Genomic DNA, 19,130 nt, shown 5'->3' with positions numbered 1-19,130 from the left:
GGCGAGTGGGCTGCGCCATTCTACGGCGACGTTCAGCCCTCGCGGCCGTCCACGCGCGCGGTCATCAGCCACGGGGTGTAGCGCCACAGGTAGGCCGCAAACCCGGCGACCCACAACGCGCTGGCCGCGCCGATCCACACGCCGCGCGGCAGCAGCGCCGGCCCGGCAACGCGCACGATGGCAGCCAGCGCGATGGCGGCGTAGGCGAAGTTCTCGGCGCCGCCCGTGCGCAGCAGCCGGCCGGTGTGGCCCAGTGCCGTGCGCGTGATCATGCCGACGATGGCGCAGCCGATCGCGCCTGCGGTCAGGGCATGCAGCGCGGTGGAGCGGCTGCCCCAGCCAAGCGCCGCGGCCGCCAGCATCGCAAAGCCGATCGGCAAGAACCCATAGGCCACATGCAGGATGGCGACCATGGGCGTGCGCAACGTGCGGCGCGTATCCCAGCCGCTCCAGCGGGCGCCGTGAAGCACCGCCGCCGCGGCGAACACAATGGCCGGCACGATGCCTTCCACAGGCGCCGCCAGCACCACCACGGCCAGGGCCGTTGCAGGCACGATCGCGCGCTCCGCCCAGACCACGGTGCGGACGCGCAGGTCCGGGATGGCGTTGGCCGTCAACATCGGGAACACGCGCCCGCCGATCACGGTGACGAACACGCAGACGAGGCCCGCCGCCGCGTCAAGGCAACGCAGCGCGACGAGGGGCTCGCCGCAGAGGAGCGCCGCATGGAAGCCGGCGTTGATGGTGCCCAGCACCAGCAGCGCAATCGCCAGGCCGTAGTTGCGCACGCTTTTCGCGCGCCGCAGGATGCGCAGGAATGTCACGCCGCACAGCGGCAGAAAGGCCACGTCCACCGCCACAGCCAAGGGCGCAGGGCCCGTCCACATCAGTACGCGCGCGGCGAGCCACAACGCGGCAAGCGCGGCGAGATGCATGCCTCGCGGCGTCTGCAGCCCCGTCCAGTTCTTGCCGGCGGTGAAAAGGAAGCCGACCACCACGGCAGCAGCAAAGCCGAACACCATTTCGTGCGCGTGCCAGAACAGCGGCGCCATCGTCGACGGGCCCAGCGCCGCGGGCAGCCACCCCAGCAGCGACCCCGCCCACAGCGCCATCCCGAGCGCGGCAAACGCTGCCGCCAGCAGATAGAACGGCCGGAAGCCGAGCGCCAGGATGGGCGGCCCCGCGTAACGTGGGCGGCCGTCCACGGCGGGCTGGCCGGCAAGGATCCGTTGCACCGGGGCTGGGCGGGACATGGTGTTGGGCGGCGGGCGCACTTAAAGGATGTCGTCAAGCAGGTCGGGCCCGAACACCTCGCGGTGGATGCGCTCGGCCGGCACGCCATTGGCGAGCAGCGCCGCGCGTTGCGCCTGCATGAAGGGCAGCGGGCCGCAGAGGTAGAAATCCGCATCGGTCGTGTCATCGCGCAGGAAGGCGTCGACCGCCATGCGGCCCGGCTGCGCCGGACGCGCGGCAAACTCGACGGCCTCGCCCGATTCGAGGAACACATGCGCCTCGAACGCCGGCAACGCCTGCGCGGCACGCTCCAGATCGTCGGCGTGGGCGACGTGCGATGCGGCGCGGTCGGCATGGCCGAACACGACCCTGCGCGCGCTGTTCTGCTGCGCGAGCGTGTTCAGCGTCGCGATCATCGGCGTGATGCCGACGCCGGCCGACATCAGCACGATGGGATTGCCGGTGGCGAGCTGCGGCACGAAATCGCCATAGGGCCGGCTGACGAGCAGCACCTGGCCCTCGCGCGCGTTGGCATGCAGCCAGCTCGACACGGTCCCGGCAGGGCGGTCTGCATCGCCGGCATCCCGCTTGACCGAGATGCGCCACGTGCGGCCGTTCGGCGCATCCGACAGGCTGTACTGGCGCTGCTGCAGTACGCCCGGCGCAAGCTCCACCTGCACCGAGATGTACTGGCCCGGCAGGAAATCGCCCAGCGGGGCATCGCCCACGGCTTCGAGCGTGAGCGAGACCACGTCGATCGCCTGCTCGCGACGTTCGACAATGCGCACGGGCTGGCGGTGGTCCGGGCCGCTGCCGCTGTGCTGGTACAGGCGTGCTTCGGCGGCGATCAGCTCGGCGGCCAGCAGCCAGTACGCCTCGTCCCAGGCGGCGATCAGCTCGGGCGTGGCGGCGTCGCCCAGCACCTCGGCAATCGCGCCAAGCAGGTGGCGCGCAACGATCGGGTAGTGGCTCGGCTTGATGCCCACGGCAGCATGCTTGTGCACGATGCGGTTGACCACCGGCGCAAGCGCCGCGTTGTTGCCGTAGTTGGCGGCGTACGCAAACACGGCAGACGCCAGCGATTGCTGCTGCAGCCCGTTCGCCTGGTTGCCCATGTTGAACACGTTCGTCAGCTCCGGATGGCTGGCGAACAGGTTGCGGTAGAACGTCTGCGTGATCGTCAGCCCGTGCTGGCGCAGGACGGGAACACTGGCGTCAATGAAAGGCCGGGACTTTTCGGACAGCATGCTGGCTCCAAATATGCGTAGTAGATGCATCAAATAAAACGCGGAAGCGCCAGCCTGCGTGCCGACGTGCCCGCGAACCAGGCAACCGCTTGCGTTGGATTCTATTAAAGATGCATTTGCAATACAACAAAATGAACTGCGGCAAAGCGGCGCATCGCCCGGGCGGCTTCCCCGATAAGATTCGGCTCTTCTGAATGTTTTCCGCAGCCCGCCATGCGACTGACCGACTACACCGACTACGCCCTGCGCACGCTCATCTACGTGGCCGTGCATCCGGACGAGCTCGTCACGATCCAGCGCATCGCGGACACCTTCGGCATTCCGAAAAACCACCTCATCAAGATCGTCCAGCAGTTGGGGCAGGACGGCTTTCTGCGCACCGTGCGCGGCCGCGCGGGCGGCATCACGCTCGGCCGGCCGGCTGCCGAGATCAACCTTGGCGACGTGGTGCGCGCCACGGAACCGGACTTCCGCATGGTCGAGTGCTTCCATGCCGACGAGAACCACTGCGTCATCACGCGCGTGTGCGGCCTGCGCGGCGTGCTGCACGCGGCGTTGCAGGCGTACTTTGATGTGCTCGATCGCTATTCGCTGCAGGATCTCGTCGACAAGCCCCGCGCTGTGAGCCGTGTGCTGGGAGCTGCCACACCGCTGCCCATGCCAGTTGCGCCCGGCAAGGCGGTGCCGCGCGCGTAGCGTCGTCTCACTCCGCTGCGGCGTCTGCCTCCTGACCTGCGGGCAGGCATGTTCGGTGCTGCACAACCGCTGTCGGCCGCGCCATTCCGGTGTCGGCCCGTTCAACAGATCAGCGGAGGTGTCATGAAATCGACTCGCGACAAGAGCGACAGGAGCAAGCACGCATCGCATGCCAAATCGACGTCCCACGGCAAGCACAGCAGCGCATCGAAGGACGCGTCGAAGGAGCGCAGCAGCCACGCCAGCCACGGCAAATCGAGCGAACGCGCGGGCGCCAAGTCCAACGAGCGCGGCGCACATGGCGGCAGCGGCACCCGCGAGCATGCCAAGCATTCGCCCATCGGCATCCAGAAGGCGCTGAAGGGGGCTTCGTACCCGGCGCGCAAGCAAGACCTGCTGGAAACGGCGCAGGCCAACGGTGCAGACGACAGCACCCTGCAGACCCTGCGCGACATGCCGGACGACGAGTACGACACGCCGGCAGCCGTTTCCAAGGCCATCGGCCACGAAATGTGACAGCCACGCACAGGAGGACGATTCCATGCAGAACAGCACATCAACGCACCGCTTCGGCGCCCGACGCATCGCGGCGCTATGCCTGGCCGGCAGCCTCGGGTTCTTTGGCGCGCTGGGCGCGGCCGGGGCGGCCACCGACAAGGCCGACACCACGTACGTCACCAAGGCGGCAGCGGCCGGCATGCTCGAAGTGCAGGCCAGCCAGACCGCCATCACGCGGGCAAGCAACCCAGACGTACGCGCCTTCGCGCAGCGCATGGTGAAGGATCACACCGCCGTCGGCGACGAATTGAAGAGCCTGGCAGGCAAGAAGGGCATCACCGTGCCCGATTCGCTGCCCCCGGACGAGCGCGCCAAGGTCGACAAGCTGAGCGCGATGGACGGCGCGAAGTTCGACAAGGCCTATGCCGAAGAGATCGGCGTGAAGGCCCACAAGGAGGCCGTGGCCCTGTTCGACCAGGCCGCCAAGAACGCGAAGGATCCGGATATCAAGGCGTTCTTCGCGCACAACCTGCCGGCGCTGCGCGAGCACCTGCAGATGGCGCAGCAATTGAAGCCCGCCAAGTAGTCACCCCACCGAGATGAGGCCATCATGAACAGCCGACACCAGAAGGGCGCTGGGCACCCGCCCGGCGACGACACGTATCTGACCGACGTGTCCGAAACCGATGAAGAAGGCACCACCGTGCGCGAAGCCGAAGTGCGCGAGCGCGACATGAGCGAGGTGGGCGGCCGCAAATCGCACCACCAACCGCTCGGCGAGGAAGAACGCGATACGTCTTCCAAGGACGCGCCCTGACTTGGGCGTGCATGCATCAGCCGGACAGCGGCCCCCTTTTGCGGGGCCGTTTGTTTTGGCTGCGGCACGGTGGCGCGGCTCTGTCCGGATCTGCCATTGGTGCCGGTGCAGTCACGCAGCGGTGCGGATCATGCGACCGGCGGCACGTCGGCGCGACGTAGCCACACCGTCACGGCAAGGCCTTGGCCGCCCGGGCCGGGTGCGAGCGCAATCTGCCCGCCCATGCGGTCGACGATCTGTCTCACGATCGCCAAGCCGAGGCCGCTACCTTGCGTGTGGACCGCGAGGCGCGTGAACCGCTCGAACACGCGCGCATAGGCCTCGGGCGGAATGCCAGGGCCGTTGTCGATCACGGTCAGCATGGCCCAACCGTAGTCCGCCGACACCTGCACCGTCACGTGGCCGCCTTCCTGCGTGTAGCGCACGGCGTTGTCGACCAGGTTGAACAGCAGGGCAGCGATCAGCGTGCGGTTGCCCGACGTCCACACAGGCTGCTCGGCGGGCTCGATGCCCAGATCGATCCGGCGGCCATCGGCCAGCAGCGCGAGGTCTTCCAGCACGGTGCGCGCCACCTGTGAGAGGTCCACCACCTCGCTCGTCGCGGCCGAGGCTTCGGCCTGAGACAAGAGCAGCAAGTCGTTGATGAGATCCGCCAGATTGCGCGTGCTGGTGCGCGCGGCCTTCAGGACTTCGTGCAGCGCGGCATCGGCGTTGGCTTGCGCCGCCACCTGCATCTGCGTATCGAGAATCGCCAGCGGCGTGCGCATCTGGTGCGCAGCATCGGCAATGAAGCGCTTCTGCGTGAGCGCGTTGTCGGCAATACGCTGCAGGTACTGGTTGAACGCGCCGGCAATCGGCTGCAGTTCGTGCTGCAGGCCGTCGGGGTCGAGCGGCGCAAGGTCGGTGGGCGCGCGTGCCGACACATTGCCGGCCAGCCGCAAGATCGGTCGCAGCTCCAGCGTCAGGCCGATGAGGATCATCGCCAGCGCCAGGCCCACGAGCGCAAGCTGGCGTACCGTGGCCGGCCACCACAACTGGCGGATCATCGCGTCGCGCCCGTTCGTGGTTTGCGCGACGCGCGTGACGACGCGCTCGGTGCGGCCCGCGTCGTACATGGTGCGCACCACGGCGGCCACGTGCACAGGCCGGCCCTCTACGGTATCGGTGTAGGTGCCGGCGTCCGCCAGGCCCGCCGCATCAAACGCGGGGCGCGTGCCGAAGTCGAGCCGTCCGGCCAGCAGCCGGCCATGCTCGGTGCTGACCTGGTACGTGACCTGGTCGCGCACGGGGCTTTCGGGCGCGGCAAACACCGCCAGCGCGGCCGGCGGCACCGAGACGCGCAAGCGGCCTTCGTCCCATTCGACCTGGCCGCTGATCATCTGCGCGGCCGTGTCCAGCGCGTGAAAGTGCACGAGATCGGCGTTGTGGCGTGCGGCGGCCAAATCGAGCCAGCCGTCCGCCGCCACATAGACGACCAGCGGCAATGCCAGCCACAACACCAGCCGCGCACGCAGGCTGTGCGCCCGCGCGGGGGCGGGGCCGGACTGCGCTGGCGCTGGATCAGGACTGCGCAGCGGAGGCATCGCGCAGCAGGTAACCAAGGCCGCGCAGCGTGACGATGGTGGCAGCGGAATGCTCCAGCTTCTTGCGCAGGCGGTGGATGTAGATTTCGATGGCCTCGGGGCTGGCTTCGTCGTCCATCCCGAACACGCCGTTCACCAGCGCCGGTTTGGAGACCGTGCGCCCGAGCTTGAGCATGAGGATTTCCAGCACGGTGTGCTCGCGCGCAGGCAGCACCAGAGGCTGGCCGGCCAGATTGAAGGTGCGGCTGCCGGTGTGGTACGTCAGGTCGCCGCATTGCAGCTCGACGGATTGGTCGGGCGCGCTGCGCCGCACCAGCACCTGGATCCGCGCAATCAACTCGCGAATCTCGAACGGCTTGACGAGGTAGTCATCCGCGCCGGCACCCAGGCATGCGACCTTGTCGTCGATCCCGCCGCTGGCCGTGAGGATCAGCACCGGCACGGCGTTGCGCCGTCCGCGCAAACGTTGCAATACGCCTTGCCCCGACAACGTGGGCAATTGCAGATCGAGCAGGACCACGTCGTAGTGTTGCGTGAGCAACAACGTGTCGGCGGATTCGCCATCGGTGGCGTGATCCACGGTGAAATGGGCGCGGCGCAGGGCTTCAGACAGCCAGTGCGCCAGCGGGGCGTTGTCTTCGATCAGGAGCAGCTTCATGCGAAAACAGCGCGTCCGAAAATGAAAGCGATTTGTGGGTTGCCGCTTCCTAGAATGGTGGCGGCTGCCTACGCGCGCCGGAGGCATCACTCACCAGATCCGGACCGCGCGATACCGATATCTACAAAAGAGCCGGAGACAACTCAATGGGTGTTTTTACCTGCAGGAGCGCTCGCGCACGCGGCCTCCGGGGCTGGATCACGCCGTGGCTCGCTGCCCTGCTGGCAGTGGCAGCGTCACACGCCCTCGCCCAAGACCCGACGCGACTGACGCTCATGGTCAGCGGCACCGCCAAGATGATCTACCTGCCCGCGACGCTGGCGCAGCGCCTGGGCTATTTCCGCGACGAGGGGCTCGAAGTGGAACTGCTCTCGCAACCCGCCGGCGTCGATGCCGAGAGCGAACTGCTAACGGGCTTTGCGCAAGGCGTAGTCGGCTTTTATGACCACACCATCGACCTGCAGGCCAAGGGCAAGGAAGTGCGTGCCATCGTCGTATTCAGCCAGGTGCCGGGCGAAGCGGAAGTCGTCTCGACACGGTTGCCGGCAGCCGTGCAGTCGATGCGCGACCTGCGCGGCCGCACGCTGGGCGTGACGGGGCTGGGCGCATCGACGAGCTTTCTCACGCGCTACCTGATGGCGCAGCAGGGGCTGGCGGCCGGCGATTACACCATGCTGCCGGTCGGCGCCGAGCGCAGCTTCGTCAACGCACTGCGCAACGGCCGCATTGACGCCGGCATGACGACCGACCCGACGGTCTCGCGCCTCATGCACAGCGGCGAAGCCCGCGTGCTGCTCGACTTGCGCACGCTGGAAAGTACGCGCGCCGCGCTGGGCGGCCCGTATCCGGCCGCGTGCCTGTATCTGCAGACCGAATGGCTGGAAGCGCATCCGGACATCGCCGCCAAACTGGCCCGCGCCTTCGTGCGCACCCTGCGTTACATGCACACGCATGGCGCGGAAGACATTGCCGCCCGCATGCCGGCTGAATTCCGGCGCGAGCATCCCGAGCTGTACGCAAAAGCGCTTGCCGCCGCGTTGCCCACCTTCAGCATCGACGGACGCATGCCGGACGACGGCCCACCCACCGTCCTGCGCGTCCTCGCCGCCAGCAATGCCAACGCGCGCGACAAGCACATCGACCTCTCGCGCACCTATACCAACAAGTTTGTCGATCAGGTGCGCGAGCGCCGCTAGCTCCAGCCAAACCCTCGCTTAGAAGCGCGTGCGCATACCGACGCCGAACTCCGTCTGGCTGTTGTGGCCGTTGGTGCCGCCCACGATGTACTGATCCTTCAGCTTCATGTAGTCGGCCGCAACGTAGAACTCCGTACGCTTGGACACGTGGTAGAACACCGAGCCGTACAGCGTGCTCTTGCGACCGCTGCCCGCTGCCGTCGCGCCGACCACGCTGGCATACGCGTTGAGCGTGTTGCCGTCGGAGCTGAAGGCGGCGTTGTTGGCCTTCATGATCTGATAGCCGATTTCGTAGTCGAACGCGCCTGGGGGCGCCACCTTCAGCGACACGGTGTACGCGTTGTCGCTGCGGTTGCCGATCGCGGCCGGCTGCTCGCCGGTGTAGTGGAAGTAGCCGGCATTGACGCGGAACATGCCGAAGATCACGTTGCCGCCCACCGAATACGAACGGTCCATGAAGCCACCCACCTTGGCCTGTTGCGCAAAGCCGGCCAGGTTGAAGTTGCCGCCGTTGTAGCCCAGGGCCAGCGACTCGGTGGTCCCTTGCGTGAACTGACCCGGCACTTCGCCAAACTGATAGGCCAGGCCAGTGAAGAAGCGGCCGTCCCACAGCTTCTTCCACACCACGCCGTTGTTCAGACGCGTGCCCGTGGCGCTACCTGCGTAGAAGATCAGTTGCTTGAAGTTGTTGACGTTGGTGTAGCCGCCTTCATCCAGCGTGACGGTGGCGCTGGTGTACGGGTCGCCGTAGATGCCCGACACATCGCGCGCAATCGCGTTCTGGCGGCCAAAGGTCAGCTTACCGAGCGATTCGCTCGACAAACCCACCCACGCATCACGGTTGAACAGCACCCCCGGGGTGTCCATGTTGCCGGTGGGCGTTTCGAATTCCGATTCCAGCTTGAAGATGGCCGACAGACCGTTGCCCAGGTCTTCCTTGCCGGTCAGGCCCCAGCGGCTGCCGGAGAACCAGGGCACCTGGAAGCCGGTCAGGCGCGCGCCCGAGGCATTGGCGTTGTTGACGGTGCTGATGGTGGTGTCGATCAGCCCGTAGAGCGTCACGTTCGACGACTGGGCGTGGGCGCCGGTGGCCAGCGTGGCCGCCGCAGCTGCTGTTGCCGCAAGGGCAAACTTGATGCGGGACATTGAAGTCTCCTTCCTTTGTGGGTGATGGTGTCCGGTCGTGGTGCCGGCTTCGGAAAACGCGCGACGGCGGTGGGTCAGGCCGCCGATGCGATCGCTGGGCGAGCGTAGAAGGGGCCACCTTTCTGGAGCCTTTCGCGTCGGCGTGCGCACAACGCTAGGGTCTACCCGCATTGGGGCATGGGCAGACGCGCGTTGTTGCGTCGTCCAATGCAACGCATTGCAGCCCCGGCAATCGGGCTCGCGGTAGAGTGTCGAGTCACCTCACCCCAACTCCACCAGACCTTCCCCATGCACCCGTCCCAAATGACCGGCCTGCAATTGCTGCAGGCCATGGCGCACGGCGAACTGCCGCGCGCGTCCATCAGCGAAACCATCCCGATGACGATGGATTCGATCGAAGCGGGCACCGTGCACTTCACCGCCCAGGCCGACAAACGCCACCTCAATCCGCTCGGCGGTGTGCACGGCGGCTTTGCGGCGACGGTGCTCGATTCCGTGACGGGCTGCGCCGTGCATTCCATGCTCGAAGCCGGCGTCGGCTACGGCACGGTCGACCTGAACGTGAAGATGGTGAAGCCCGTGCCGGTGGATACACCGCTGGTGGCCGTTGGGCGCGTGCTGCATGTCTCGCGCACGATCGGCGTGTCGGAGGGCACGCTCAAGACGCAGGACGGCACGTTGCTCGCGCACGCCACGGCAACCTGTGTCATCCGCCGTCCGTAAATCGAATTGACCTGGAGCACCGATGTCTGAACCGCTGCAAACCCTGCCTGCCTTGTCTGCGAAGACCACCGCGCTGGTGCTGATCGACCTGCAACGCGGCATCCTGCCGTTCGCGCAAGGGCCGCATACGGCCGACCAGGTATTGGGCGCGTCCGCCAAGTTGGCCAAGCGCTTTCGCGAGCTGGGTGCGCCCGTGGTGCTCGTGCGCGTGGGTTGGGCGGCCGACTACGCTGATGCGCCGCGCCAGCCCGTCGACCGCCCCACACCCACGCAGCCGGGCGGCCTGCCGCCGCAATGGTGGGAACAGCCCGCCGAGCTGGAAGTCGCAGCCACCGACATCCAGATCACCAAGCGCCAGTGGGGCGCGTTCTACGGCACCGAGCTCGACCTGCAATTGCGCCGCCGCGGCGTCACCACCATCGTGCTGGGCGGTATCTCGACGCATGTGGGCGTGGAATCGACCGCGCGGGCCGCATGGGAACACGGCTACGCGCTGGTGCTGGCCGAAGATGCGATGAGCTCGAACGATGCCGCGCTGCACCGTTCGTCGGTCGAGCACGTCTTTCCGCGCCTGGGCCGGGTGCGCAGCACCGAAACCATCCTCGCGGCGTTGACGGATTAAGCGCCGCCGTCTTCCCTCGGTACATACATCACGAGGCGCAGCCGCGGGTCTTCCATCACCGGCAGGCCGATGTAGTCGTAGCGGACGACCTTGCCGCCCGGCGTGCGGATCAGCTTGTGCTCGGCGCGGGCGGCGCGGACTTCATGCTGGCGCCACCAGGTGTCGAACTCGCGGCTCTCGGTGCGCAGCCGGTCGACCAGCGCCACGAGGACGAGGTCGTCGGCATGCGGGTCGTACACCGCGCGAAACTTCGCCAGCATGCGGCGCGCCTCGCTCTCCCACTCGACAAAGCGCTCGCGCGCGTTGGCATACAGGAACATGTAGACCAGCGCGTTGCGGTCTTCCGGCGGCATCGTGCCGAAATCCATGAACAGCTGCGACGCGGCATCGTTCCAGCACAGCAGGTCGGTACGGTAACTGCGCACGTGCGCGGGCAGGGCCATGCCGGCGACGGCGCGGCGCAGCACGTCGGGCACATCCTCCATCAATGAGCGCACCGGGGTGCCCGGGAAGACCGATTCGGCCCGCGCCAGCCCGCGCATGTGGGCGCGCTCGTCCGACGACAGCTTCAGGGCGCGGCCGATCGCCTCGATCGTGGCCACCGAAGGCCGCACGTCGCGGCCCTGTTCGATGCGCACATACCAGTCGATGCTGATGTTGGCGAGCTGCGCCACTTCTTCGCGGCGCAGGCCGGCGGTGCGGCGGCGGCCGCCCCCCTCGGGCAATCCCACATCCTGCGGGCGCAACTGGCCGCGGCGGCTGCGCAGGAACTCGCCGAGCTCGTTGCGCGGCGAGGCGGGGAAGGGAGCCAGGTCTGCAGTGAAATCGTCCATGACGGTATTACACACAAGCGCGCGCGAAGGTGGGAGGGACAGCCCAATCCTAGGTTAATCCTAGCTCTGCATCGAATCGGCACGGGCGCCTACGCTGCGATCACCTCTCTTTTCCGGAGCCGATCGTGACCCACGTTTCTTCCTCCTCTTCCGCATCGGAACCGCGCCGCTGGCTTGCCTTTGGTGTGATGGTGACGGCGCAATTCATGTTCATCGTCGATGCGTTCATCGCCAATGTGGCGATCCCCAGCATCCGCACGAGCCTGCACGCCACGCCCGCGCAACTGGAGGCGGTGCTGGCCGTCTACCAGCTCGGCTACGCGATCCTGCTTATCACCGGCGGCCGGCTGGGCGACCTGTTCGGGCGGCGGCGCGTGTTCCTGCTCGGGCTCATCGCCTTTACCGCCACCTCGGCCGGTTGCGGGCTGGGGGCCAGCGCGGCCGCGCTCATCGCGTGGCGCTTTGCGCAAGGTCTGTCCGCCGCGATGATGGTGCCGCAGGTGCTGGCGAGCGTGCAGGCGCTCTTTGCCGGCACGGAGCGCGACCGCGCGCTGTCGATCTTCGGGCTGGTGATGGGCACCGGCGGCGCGGCCGGGCTGCTGGTGGGCGGCGCGCTCACCAGCGCAGATATCGCAGGGCTGGGCTGGCGCTCAGCCTTCCTGATCAACGTGCCGGTGGGGCTGGCCGCGGCGCTGCTCGGCTGGCGCTGGATCCCGCGACCGGCGGCAACCACGCCGGTGCGCCTGGACACCGCCGGCGTCGCCTGGATGGCCGCGAGCGTGGCCGCCGTGCTGGTACCGCTGCTGTTCGGCCGTGAGCTGCACTGGCCGGGGTGGACGCTGGCGATGCTCGCCGCGGGCGTACTCGGCGTGGCAACGTTCCAGCGGCTCGAAGCGCGCGTCGACCGCGCCGGCGGCACGCCGCTGCTGCCGCCGGCGTTGCTGCAGCATCGCGCCTTCATGACGGGGCTGACGGCGTCGGGCCTGCACTACATCGGCATGATGGCGTTCTTCCTGGTGCTGACGCTGTATCTGCAGAACGGGCGGCGGCTGTCTGCGCTGCAGATGGGCGTGGCGATCCTGCCGCTGGCGATCGCGTTCCTGGGCACGTCGCGGGTGGCCAACGCGCTGGTACGGCGCCACGGCGTGCGCGCCATGCTGGGCGGGCTCGCGTTGATGGCGCTGGGCCTGCTGGTGCTGGTGTCCGGCTTTGGCGCTGACTGGTCGCATCCCGCTGCGCCGGGCATGACGCTGATCGGCATTGCCGTGGCGCTGTACGGGGCGGGGCAAGGCCTTGTCGTGGTCCCGCTGATCGGCCTGGTGCTGACGGGCGTGGCGCGGGCGCAGGCGGGGGCCGCGGCGGGGTTGCTCATCACCACGCAGCAGGTGGCAGGCGCGCTGGGCGTCGCGTGTATCGGCGGGTTGTACTTCACGTTCGCCGCAGACGGCGGCGCGGGCATCGCGCGCGGCACCATCGCCGGCTGCGTCGCCATGCTGGCCGCCCTGGCGGCGGCGGCGATCGGCTTTGCACGGTTGGGCGCGCACCAGCGCCGCCTGTCTGCCGCCGGCGCGGCAAACCCGGCCTGAGCCGGGGCATTCGATACTCCGGCGCGCGGCACAAACGCGCCGGCGTGCATTGATCGGCATGGGCGAAGGTTCCACACTCCCGCGCGATGCATTTGGCATCGTCCGCCTTCCCCCGCTCATGGCTACCGTTTCCCCGCTTCGCGCCGCTGCGTCGGCGAGTTCTCCGGCGCCGTCCGCCGTTTCGCTGGCGCGCCGCGTCGTTGCTGAGGCGCTGGGCACGGCGCTGCTGATCGCGGTGGTGATCGGCACAGGCATCCACGCAAACCGCATCTCCAGCGGCGATGCCACGTGGACGCTGCCGGCGCAATCGCTGGCCGGCGGCGCGGGCCTGCTGGCACTGCTGACGGTGTTTGCGCCGGTGTCGGGCGCGCACCTGAACCCGGCGGTGACGTTGTCGGCGGCACTGCAGGGCGGCTTGCGCGCGCGTGAAGCGTTGGCGTACGTCGCGGCGCAGACGGTGGGCGCGGCGCTCGGGGTGGCCGCGATGCATGCCATGTATGGCATGGCCGTGTGGTCGGCAGGCACGCATGCGGCCACGGGCGGCGCGCTGTGGTGGAGTGAGGCGTTGGCAACCTTCGGCCTCATCGGGGCGGGCATTGCGTGCGGGCGTCATGCGCCCCGGCACCTGCCGGCGGTGGTGGCCGCCTATATCGCGGCGGGGTATTGGTTCACGTCGTCTTCGTCGCTGGCCAACCCGGCATTGGCGTTCGCGTGCGCGCTGACCGACGGCCCCTCGGGCATCCGCCCTGAAGACGTGCCCGGCTACATGCTGGCGCAACTGGCCGGCGCGCTGTTGGCGACACCGCTGTTCCGCTGGTTGGCGGGGGCAGAACCGGCGCGGGCTCCCCGCCCCGTCGCGGCCCGCACCGACGCGCTGCCGATGCGCCGCCAGGCTACCGGGCGCAGCGCTTAGCGGACCAGCGAGATGGCCTGGGTCCGCATGTACTGAAACAGCTCGGTGTCGCGCGCCAGGCCGAGCTTGCGCAGCGCCATGGTCTTCTGCGAGCTGACGGTCTTGATGCTCGAGCCGAGCTGCTTTGCAATCTCCGACAGGGCCATACCGCGCGCGTACAGTTGAATGACTTCACGCTCACGCACGCTCAGTCGTCCGTAGGCCTCCTGCACGCTGGAGCCCAGGCGGACGTCTTGGGCGATCCCCGGGCTGTAGTAACGCACGCCGCGCGCCGTTGCCATGACGGCGTGGCCGACGTGGATCAGGTCGTCGTTCTTGCTGACGAGGCCCATCACGCCGGCATCCTGCATCGCACGCAGCAGGGCGGGATTGTCGACCATCGTGCAGACCACGACGGCACGCCTGGGCTGCAGCTTACGCAGGCGGGTCAGCAGTCGCATGGCATCGCAGGCCGGGTCGCCGCCCATGTTGTAGTCGGTGACGACGACCTGGCAGTCGATATGGCGGAGCACCTGCAGGAGTTCGCGCCCGTCATGGGCCTGCGCCACGACACGCAGTTGCGGAAACCGCGCCAGGGCGGCGGTCAGCCCCATGAGGATCACCGGATGATCATCGGCCGCCACGATCGACAGGAACGCAGACATGGCGGGCCCTCAACCGTGCCCGCACGACAGCGGGCACCGCCGTGCACGGCGGCGGCAAGCGCAATCGGCCTGGGCAGGCGCTACGGCCTGCGCTCGTGCATGGCGCTGGGCCAGCAGAGGGAAGGGGCGGACTGGGGCCGTCATGGAATCAGGTGAAGCGGCAAAGGAGTGCCGGTACCTTACTGAGCCCGCGCACCGCTCGGGATCAGACCAGTCCTACTTTGGCCCCGTCGTAACGTTTCGGGGCAGAAGCTGTTTCAATCAGGGCTGCACAAAACTAAACGCGATGCCGCCATCGGCTAGCCGGCCGCCTGCACATGCGCAAGAAATGCCGTCACCGACAGCGGCGCGGCCCACAGATACCCCTGGCCCGTTGCGCAGCCCAGCGCCCGCAAGGTCTGGCGCTGCGCTTCGGTCTCCACGCCTTCGGCAATGCACTCGAGCTGCAGCGCGCGCGCCAGCTCGATCATCGTGCGGCAGATCACGCCGCGCTGGCTGCTCTGGTCCACCGCTGCCGTGAACGAGCGGTCGATCTTGAGGATGTTGAAGGGCAGGTCGGCCAGCAGCTTGAGCGTGGCGATCCCGACGCCAAAATCATCGATTGCAAGCGGATGTCCCATCAGGCGCAGCCGGTTCAGCGCGATGGTGAGCTGCGTCGCGTCGGGCACCAGGGAATCCTCGGTCAGTTCAATGGCGATGGCGCCGGGCGCTATGCGCGCTCCGCGCACGGTCGCCTCGATGCGGTCCACGGTGCCCGCGCGGCCCAGCGTCGCGGCGGACGCATTCACGCCAATGGACACCCCATGCGCCTGCGCGGCGAGCGCCTGTTGCACGCGCACGCACCGCTCGAGCATGTGAAAGAAGAGGCCGTCGGCCAGGCCCAGCGCCTCCAGTCGCGGCACGAAGGCGGCGGGCGATACGCGCCCGTGTGTCGGATGGATCCAGCGGCACAGCGCCTCCGCCCCGACGATCTGGTTGCTCGCGAGATCATGCTGGGGCTGCAGCACCAGCTCGATCTGCTCGGGCGTCTCACCGATCAGCGCGGCGAGTTCGTCGTCGGAAAAACGTGGCACGGCCGCGGGCGCCGGCGGCGCAGGATCGCGCTCGCGCGCGGCGGCGGCCTCCAGCAGGGGCAGCACATGCGCGGGCCGCAGCGGCTTGTGGATGCCATGCGTCTGGGCCAGGCCCACGGCATCCGCGAGGCTCACGTGCGATTCGACGATCGGCGCGTCCATGGCGCTCACCCACGCCCACACGGGCGCCTGGCGCGGAAACACGCGACCCTGGCGCAGGCGCATCTGCTCCATGAGTTCGGGGCCGTTCATGCCGGGCATGTCGATGTCGCACAGCACGAGGTCGACGTGACAGAGTTCCAGCAGGTAGAGCGCCTCGCGGCCATCGCATGCGGTCAGGATCTGCTGCACGCCAAGCGTATGGAGCAATTGCCGGGCGGCGGCCCGTTGTACCGGATGGTCGTCGACCACCAGCACGGCGAGTTGCGCGAAACCTTCCATCGGCCGTCCTCGTTCTTGTCGATATGGCGGGGCCCATCCCGTTTGCGCCGTGCAGCGTCCGCCGTGATCCGCCATTGAAGCACTGTGCGACGCCCTTGTCAGGCGCAAGGGTCAGAAAAAACAAAGCCCGCGCAGCTTTTCAACTGCGCGGGCCTTGAGCGATTTCCCCCAACCTTTTGAGCTCCGGCGCCGGTGTCGACGGCGCCAAGATGCAGGAAATCGTGCCCGAAAAAAATGAAGCCCGCAACAGGGGCGGGCTCAAAAGGGGGGGAGTGCTCTCTAAAGAGAGAGCAAGATGAAGTGTAGTGGAGGGGAAGGCGTCGGACTGTCCGGATGCGGCCGAATCGCTTGTAGGACAAAAACCGACGCAGTTCCGCGATGTTAGGCGCATGAACGCCGTGGATAAACACCGATTCACAACATTTGAGTGACGCACGAACCGCTTTCCGGCAGCTGCCCGCGCCGTCAGCGCCGACATTGGAAGCGCGGCTCAAAGCACCCGCTTGAACGGTCGTGCGCGTTGCGATCCGGCAACGGTGCGGGCATGGAGTGATGAGAGACAGCGTAGCCGGAACCGGCGAGAAGACAAGGCAGCGGCATCCGCCGCCGCAAAGAAAAAAGCCCGAGCACTAGGTGCTCGGGCCACAATCCACCAAGGAGGGTGGAGGAGACAGTTCCTACTATAGCGAATCGTTTGCTGCGTTGCAATAACGTAGAACTACGTAATGGAGCAAAGCGTTGTCAAGGCGCCACGGAGGGCGGAAACGATCGCAACAGTCACACCATGGCGCAACGCAACAAACAGCGCGGCGGGCCCTGGGAATGCGTTGCCCACCGGCTCGCCACAGCTGAAACAAATCGGGTACGAAGTACTCGCTTACTTTTTCAGCGCCGATCAGAACGCAGGCAGGATCGCGCCCTTGAATTGCGTGTCGATGAACTTGCGCACCTCCTCCGACTGGTACGCATGCACCAGCGTCTTCACCCACGGCTGGTTCTTGTCTTTCTCGCGCACGGCGATCAGGTTGGCGTACGGGCCCTGGCGGTCTTCGAGCGCAATCGCGTCCTTCGCGGGGGTCAGACCGTTCTTGACGGCGTAGTCGGTGTTGATGGAAGCGGCATCGAGGTCATCGAGCGAGCGCGGCAGCTGCGCCGAGTCCAGCTCCACCAGCTTGATCTTCTTCGGGTTCTCGACCACATCGCGCGGCGTGGCGTTGTTGCCGTTGGTGCCGACGCCGGCCTTGAGCTTGATCACGCCGGCCTTCTGCAGCAGGAGCAGCGCCCGATTGCCGTTGGATGGGTCGTTCTGGATGCCGACCTTGGCGCCTTCCCTGAGCTGCGCCAGCGACTTCACCTTCTTCGAGTAGAAGCCCATCGGCGCCACGTAGGTCAGGCCGACGTTGACGATCTTGTAGCCGCGCGCCTTGATCTGGCTGTCGAGGAAGGGCTGGTGCTGGAAGCCGTTGGCGTCAAGGTCGCCGGCGTCGAGGGCAGGGTTGGGCTGGGCGTAGTCGTTGAATTCGATGATCTTGACGTCCAGGCCGTCCTTCTTGGCGACCTTCTGCACGACTTCCCAGATCTGCGCGTCGGGGCCGCTCATGGTGCCGAGCTTGATCTGCTTGGTGTCGGCATGGGCGGCGGCGGCCACGGCGAATGCGACGGCGGGTACGGCCGCGCGGGCGAGACGGGTGAACAGGGACATGGAGAAACCTCGTGGATTTTTCGTGGATGCGGGAATGAAATCCGCCCGCGGGTAGCGGGCGTGTGACGTGATCCTGTCACAGGCGAGGCCGCAATCGAACGATATTTTCGGCATGTGCATATGCCCCGCGATGGTGCAGCGAGCCACCTCGCTGCGGGAGGTGCCGCCACAGGCAGGTCGGCGCGTCGGCGCGCAGACGCGTGGGGCGCCAGCACGGCAACTGGGGACAGGGCATTGTCCGCGCCGGGCACCGGCATTGAGTGCGGGGCGCCGCTCTCTGCCACTCCACGCTTCGCGGGTTACCGCGCGGCCCCGGATCAGCGATGCAGCAGCGGATACAGCGCCAGGCCAAGCAACGCCGCCCCCGCCACGATCACCGGTTCGGGCAGCTTCTTGAACTTCACGAGCAGCAGCACCGTCGCCACGGCCAGCAGCGCCGTCGGGACATCGACGATGGAGCGCTTGGCCAGCACGATGACCGCGCCGGTAATGGCGCCCACGGCGGCCGCCGTCACGCCGTCCACAAACGCGAGGATGGAGGGCAGCTTGCCGTATTTCTTGAAGTACGGCGCCGGGAGGATGGTGAAGAGGTAGCACGGCAGGAACGTGCCGAGCGCGGCCACGCACGCACCGGGCAGGCCCGCCACCAGGTAGCCGATAAAGCCGACGGTGATGACCACCGGGCCGGGCGTGATCATTGCCACGGCCACCGCGTCGACGAACTGCTTTTCATTGAGCCAGTGGTGCTCCGTGACCACGCCGCCGTAGAGGAACGGCACGATGGCCAGCCCCGAGCCGAAGACGAATGCGCCGGCCTTGGCGAAGAACGCGCCCAGCTGCGAGAGCAGCGGCCAGTCCACCGTGCCCAGCAGGCTGCTGGCGGCCGCGACCGGGGCAGCCGCGATGGCGTTCGTGCGGCCCTGGCGCAACCACCGGGGCGGTGTGCGCCAGAACCACACCAGCACACCGGCGGCCAGAAAGAGCCACGCCACTTCGGATTCCGTCACGACCGTCACCGCCGCAAGCAAGAGGTAGATGGCCCACAGCAGCTTGTCTTTGCCGACGCTCTTGGTGGTGAGCTTGTGCGCACTGATGGCGATGATGCCGATCACCGCTGCGCCCACGCCGTAGAACACCGACTGCATCCACGTCAGGCCGCCAAAGCGCGTATAGGCCCACCCCAACGCCACCACCATCAGGAACGACGGCAGCACGAATGCAATGCCGACCAGCGTGGCGCCGACGATGCGGTAGTGCACATAGCCAAGGTAGATGGCCAGTTGCGCGGCCAGCGGCCCCGGTGCGAGCTGGGCCAGCGCGAGGCCTTCCTTGTAGTCCGCTTCGGTAATCCACTGACGGGCATCGACCAGATCGCGGCGCATGTAGCCGGCCAGCGCTACGGGGCCGCCAAAGCCCAATGCGCCAAGCCGGAGGAAATACAGCAGCAGTTGCCGCAGCGTGTAGGTGGGGCGTTCAAGGGCAGTGTTCATGGGTGACCTAAAGGGGTGGCTGCAAGGGG

General features: G+C 67.5%; 19 protein-coding genes. 9 read left to right on the top strand and 10 right to left on the bottom strand.

All coding sequences use genetic code 11. The features are described 5' to 3' along the window. Positions 1–32 precede the first annotated feature (32 nt). Positions 33–1,253 (bottom strand): NnrS family protein, encoded by a 1,221-nt coding sequence (locus tag TK49_RS02820; protein ID WP_045787712.1) that lies wholly within the window; start codon positions 1,251–1,253, stop codon positions 33–35. Between the two features lie 21 nt (positions 1,254–1,274). Next, a complete protein-coding gene (locus TK49_RS02815; RefSeq protein WP_045785352.1) occupies positions 1,275–2,480 on the bottom strand; it encodes a globin domain-containing protein in 1,206 nt (401 codons plus the stop codon). A 213-nt stretch (positions 2,481–2,693) separates the two neighbouring features. On the opposite strand from TK49_RS02815, the gene TK49_RS02810 reads away from it, so the two are divergent. The 4 genes from TK49_RS02810 to TK49_RS02795 all read left to right on the top strand — a co-directional run bounded on the left by TK49_RS02810 (position 2,694) and on the right by TK49_RS02795 (position 4,491). Continuing rightward, entirely contained in the window at positions 2,694–3,176 is a 483-nt protein-coding gene (locus TK49_RS02810; protein WP_045785351.1) for an RrF2 family transcriptional regulator, read from the top strand. Positions 3,177–3,299: 123 nt separating this feature from the next. Then, complete coding sequence (locus TK49_RS02805; RefSeq protein ID WP_045785350.1) at positions 3,300–3,692, top strand: DUF2795 domain-containing protein; 393 nt, start codon at positions 3,300–3,302, stop codon at positions 3,690–3,692. A gap of 25 nt (positions 3,693–3,717) precedes the next feature. Further along, on the top strand, positions 3,718–4,260 hold the full coding sequence (locus tag TK49_RS02800) for a DUF4142 domain-containing protein (RefSeq protein ID WP_045785349.1): 543 nt from the start codon (positions 3,718–3,720) through the stop codon (positions 4,258–4,260). Positions 4,261–4,284: 24 nt separating this feature from the next. Next, positions 4,285–4,491, top strand: coding sequence for a hypothetical protein (locus TK49_RS02795; RefSeq protein ID WP_045785348.1), 207 nt, complete (start codon positions 4,285–4,287; stop codon positions 4,489–4,491). A 128-nt stretch (positions 4,492–4,619) separates the two neighbouring features. On the opposite strand, the gene TK49_RS02790 is transcribed toward TK49_RS02795, so the two are convergent. Together TK49_RS02790 and TK49_RS02785 are read right to left on the bottom strand one after the other, a co-directional pair. Further along, the gene (locus TK49_RS02790; RefSeq protein ID WP_045785347.1) at positions 4,620–6,074 is read right to left on the bottom strand and encodes a sensor histidine kinase; all 1,455 of its coding nucleotides are present in this window, start codon (positions 6,072–6,074) and stop codon (positions 4,620–4,622) included. Further along, positions 6,052–6,732, bottom strand: coding sequence for a response regulator (locus TK49_RS02785; protein WP_045785346.1), 681 nt, complete (start codon positions 6,730–6,732; stop codon positions 6,052–6,054). The genes TK49_RS02790 and TK49_RS02785 overlap by 23 nt, the downstream gene beginning before the upstream one ends. A gap of 146 nt (positions 6,733–6,878) precedes the next feature. Between TK49_RS02785 and TK49_RS02780 the strand changes: the two genes are divergently transcribed. Continuing rightward, positions 6,879–7,928: an ABC transporter substrate-binding protein gene (locus tag TK49_RS02780; protein WP_045785345.1), complete on the top strand. Its 1,050-nt coding sequence runs from the start codon at positions 6,879–6,881 to the stop codon at positions 7,926–7,928. Positions 7,929–7,946: 18 nt separating this feature from the next. Here TK49_RS02780 and TK49_RS02775 read toward each other — a convergent pair whose 3' ends face one another. Then, positions 7,947–9,074, bottom strand: coding sequence for a porin (locus TK49_RS02775; RefSeq protein WP_045785344.1), 1,128 nt, complete (start codon positions 9,072–9,074; stop codon positions 7,947–7,949). Positions 9,075–9,362: 288 nt separating this feature from the next. Here TK49_RS02775 and TK49_RS02770 point away from each other — a divergent pair, with 288 nt between their 5' ends. Both TK49_RS02770 and TK49_RS02765 read left to right on the top strand, forming a co-directional pair. Continuing rightward, positions 9,363–9,797: a PaaI family thioesterase gene (locus tag TK49_RS02770; protein WP_045785343.1), complete on the top strand. Its 435-nt coding sequence runs from the start codon at positions 9,363–9,365 to the stop codon at positions 9,795–9,797. A 22-nt stretch (positions 9,798–9,819) separates the two neighbouring features. Next, positions 9,820–10,419 carry a hydrolase gene (locus TK49_RS02765; protein ID WP_045785342.1) on the top strand — a complete coding sequence of 200 codons (600 nt, stop codon included), beginning with the start codon at positions 9,820–9,822 and terminating at the stop codon, positions 10,417–10,419. On the opposite strand, the gene TK49_RS02760 is transcribed toward TK49_RS02765, so the two are convergent. Further along, positions 10,416–11,252, bottom strand: coding sequence for a helix-turn-helix transcriptional regulator (locus TK49_RS02760; RefSeq protein ID WP_045785341.1), 837 nt, complete (start codon positions 11,250–11,252; stop codon positions 10,416–10,418). The two genes, TK49_RS02765 and TK49_RS02760, sit on opposite strands and share 4 nt — an antisense overlap. A gap of 125 nt (positions 11,253–11,377) precedes the next feature. Here TK49_RS02760 and TK49_RS02755 point away from each other — a divergent pair, with 125 nt between their 5' ends. Together TK49_RS02755 and TK49_RS02750 are read left to right on the top strand one after the other, a co-directional pair. Beyond that, on the top strand, positions 11,378–12,838 hold the full coding sequence (locus TK49_RS02755) for an MFS transporter (RefSeq protein WP_045785340.1): 1,461 nt from the start codon (positions 11,378–11,380) through the stop codon (positions 12,836–12,838). Between the two features lie 118 nt (positions 12,839–12,956). Next, a complete protein-coding gene (locus tag TK49_RS02750; RefSeq protein WP_082076335.1) occupies positions 12,957–13,751 on the top strand; it encodes an aquaporin in 795 nt (264 codons plus the stop codon). On the opposite strand, the gene TK49_RS02745 is transcribed toward TK49_RS02750, so the two are convergent. The 4 genes from TK49_RS02745 to TK49_RS02730 form a co-directional block, all read right to left on the bottom strand. Then, the gene (locus TK49_RS02745) at positions 13,748–14,395 is read right to left on the bottom strand and encodes a response regulator (RefSeq protein WP_045785339.1); all 648 of its coding nucleotides are present in this window, start codon (positions 14,393–14,395) and stop codon (positions 13,748–13,750) included. The two genes, TK49_RS02750 and TK49_RS02745, sit on opposite strands and share 4 nt — an antisense overlap. A 299-nt stretch (positions 14,396–14,694) precedes the next feature. Then, positions 14,695–15,909 carry an EAL domain-containing response regulator gene (locus TK49_RS02740; protein WP_045785338.1) on the bottom strand — a complete coding sequence of 405 codons (1,215 nt, stop codon included), beginning with the start codon at positions 15,907–15,909 and terminating at the stop codon, positions 14,695–14,697. A gap of 895 nt (positions 15,910–16,804) precedes the next feature. Then, positions 16,805–17,611 carry a MetQ/NlpA family ABC transporter substrate-binding protein gene (locus TK49_RS02735; protein ID WP_045785337.1) on the bottom strand — a complete coding sequence of 269 codons (807 nt, stop codon included), beginning with the start codon at positions 17,609–17,611 and terminating at the stop codon, positions 16,805–16,807. Positions 17,612–17,928: 317 nt separating this feature from the next. Next, the gene (locus tag TK49_RS02730; protein WP_045785336.1) at positions 17,929–19,101 is read right to left on the bottom strand and encodes a chromate transporter; all 1,173 of its coding nucleotides are present in this window, start codon (positions 19,099–19,101) and stop codon (positions 17,929–17,931) included. Positions 19,102–19,130 lie beyond the last annotated feature (29 nt).

Source organism: Ralstonia mannitolilytica (genome assembly GCF_000954135.1).
GTDB classification, from domain to species: Bacteria; Pseudomonadota; Gammaproteobacteria; order Burkholderiales; family Burkholderiaceae; genus Ralstonia; species Ralstonia mannitolilytica.
This window is presented reverse-complemented; position numbering and strand designations above follow the sequence as displayed.

Bases quoted from the DNA above. Each gene is read 5' to 3' on its own strand.
- TK49_RS02820 (WP_045787712.1), bottom strand. From the start codon at position 1,253: ATGTCCCGCCCAGCCCCGGTGCAACGGATCCTTGCCGGCCAGCCCGCC.
- TK49_RS02815 (WP_045785352.1), bottom strand. From the start codon at position 2,480: ATGCTGTCCGAAAAGTCCCGGCCTTTCATTGACGCCAGTGTTCCCGTC.
- TK49_RS02810 (WP_045785351.1), top strand. From the start codon at position 2,694: ATGCGACTGACCGACTACACCGACTACGCCCTGCGCACGCTCATCTAC.
- TK49_RS02805 (WP_045785350.1), top strand. From the start codon at position 3,300: ATGAAATCGACTCGCGACAAGAGCGACAGGAGCAAGCACGCATCGCAT.
- TK49_RS02800 (WP_045785349.1), top strand. From the start codon at position 3,718: ATGCAGAACAGCACATCAACGCACCGCTTCGGCGCCCGACGCATCGCG.
- TK49_RS02795 (WP_045785348.1), top strand. From the start codon at position 4,285: ATGAACAGCCGACACCAGAAGGGCGCTGGGCACCCGCCCGGCGACGAC.
- TK49_RS02790 (WP_045785347.1), bottom strand. From the start codon at position 6,074: ATGCCTCCGCTGCGCAGTCCTGATCCAGCGCCAGCGCAGTCCGGCCCC.
- TK49_RS02785 (WP_045785346.1), bottom strand. From the start codon at position 6,732: ATGAAGCTGCTCCTGATCGAAGACAACGCCCCGCTGGCGCACTGGCTG.
- TK49_RS02780 (WP_045785345.1), top strand. From the start codon at position 6,879: ATGGGTGTTTTTACCTGCAGGAGCGCTCGCGCACGCGGCCTCCGGGGC.
- TK49_RS02775 (WP_045785344.1), bottom strand. From the start codon at position 9,074: ATGTCCCGCATCAAGTTTGCCCTTGCGGCAACAGCAGCTGCGGCGGCC.
- TK49_RS02770 (WP_045785343.1), top strand. From the start codon at position 9,363: ATGCACCCGTCCCAAATGACCGGCCTGCAATTGCTGCAGGCCATGGCG.
- TK49_RS02765 (WP_045785342.1), top strand. From the start codon at position 9,820: ATGTCTGAACCGCTGCAAACCCTGCCTGCCTTGTCTGCGAAGACCACC.
- TK49_RS02760 (WP_045785341.1), bottom strand. From the start codon at position 11,252: ATGGACGATTTCACTGCAGACCTGGCTCCCTTCCCCGCCTCGCCGCGC.
- TK49_RS02750 (WP_082076335.1), top strand. From the start codon at position 12,957: ATGGCTACCGTTTCCCCGCTTCGCGCCGCTGCGTCGGCGAGTTCTCCG.
- TK49_RS02745 (WP_045785339.1), bottom strand. From the start codon at position 14,395: ATGTCTGCGTTCCTGTCGATCGTGGCGGCCGATGATCATCCGGTGATC.
- TK49_RS02740 (WP_045785338.1), bottom strand. From the start codon at position 15,909: ATGGAAGGTTTCGCGCAACTCGCCGTGCTGGTGGTCGACGACCATCCG.
- TK49_RS02735 (WP_045785337.1), bottom strand. From the start codon at position 17,611: ATGTCCCTGTTCACCCGTCTCGCCCGCGCGGCCGTACCCGCCGTCGCA.
- TK49_RS02730 (WP_045785336.1), bottom strand. From the start codon at position 19,101: ATGAACACTGCCCTTGAACGCCCCACCTACACGCTGCGGCAACTGCTG.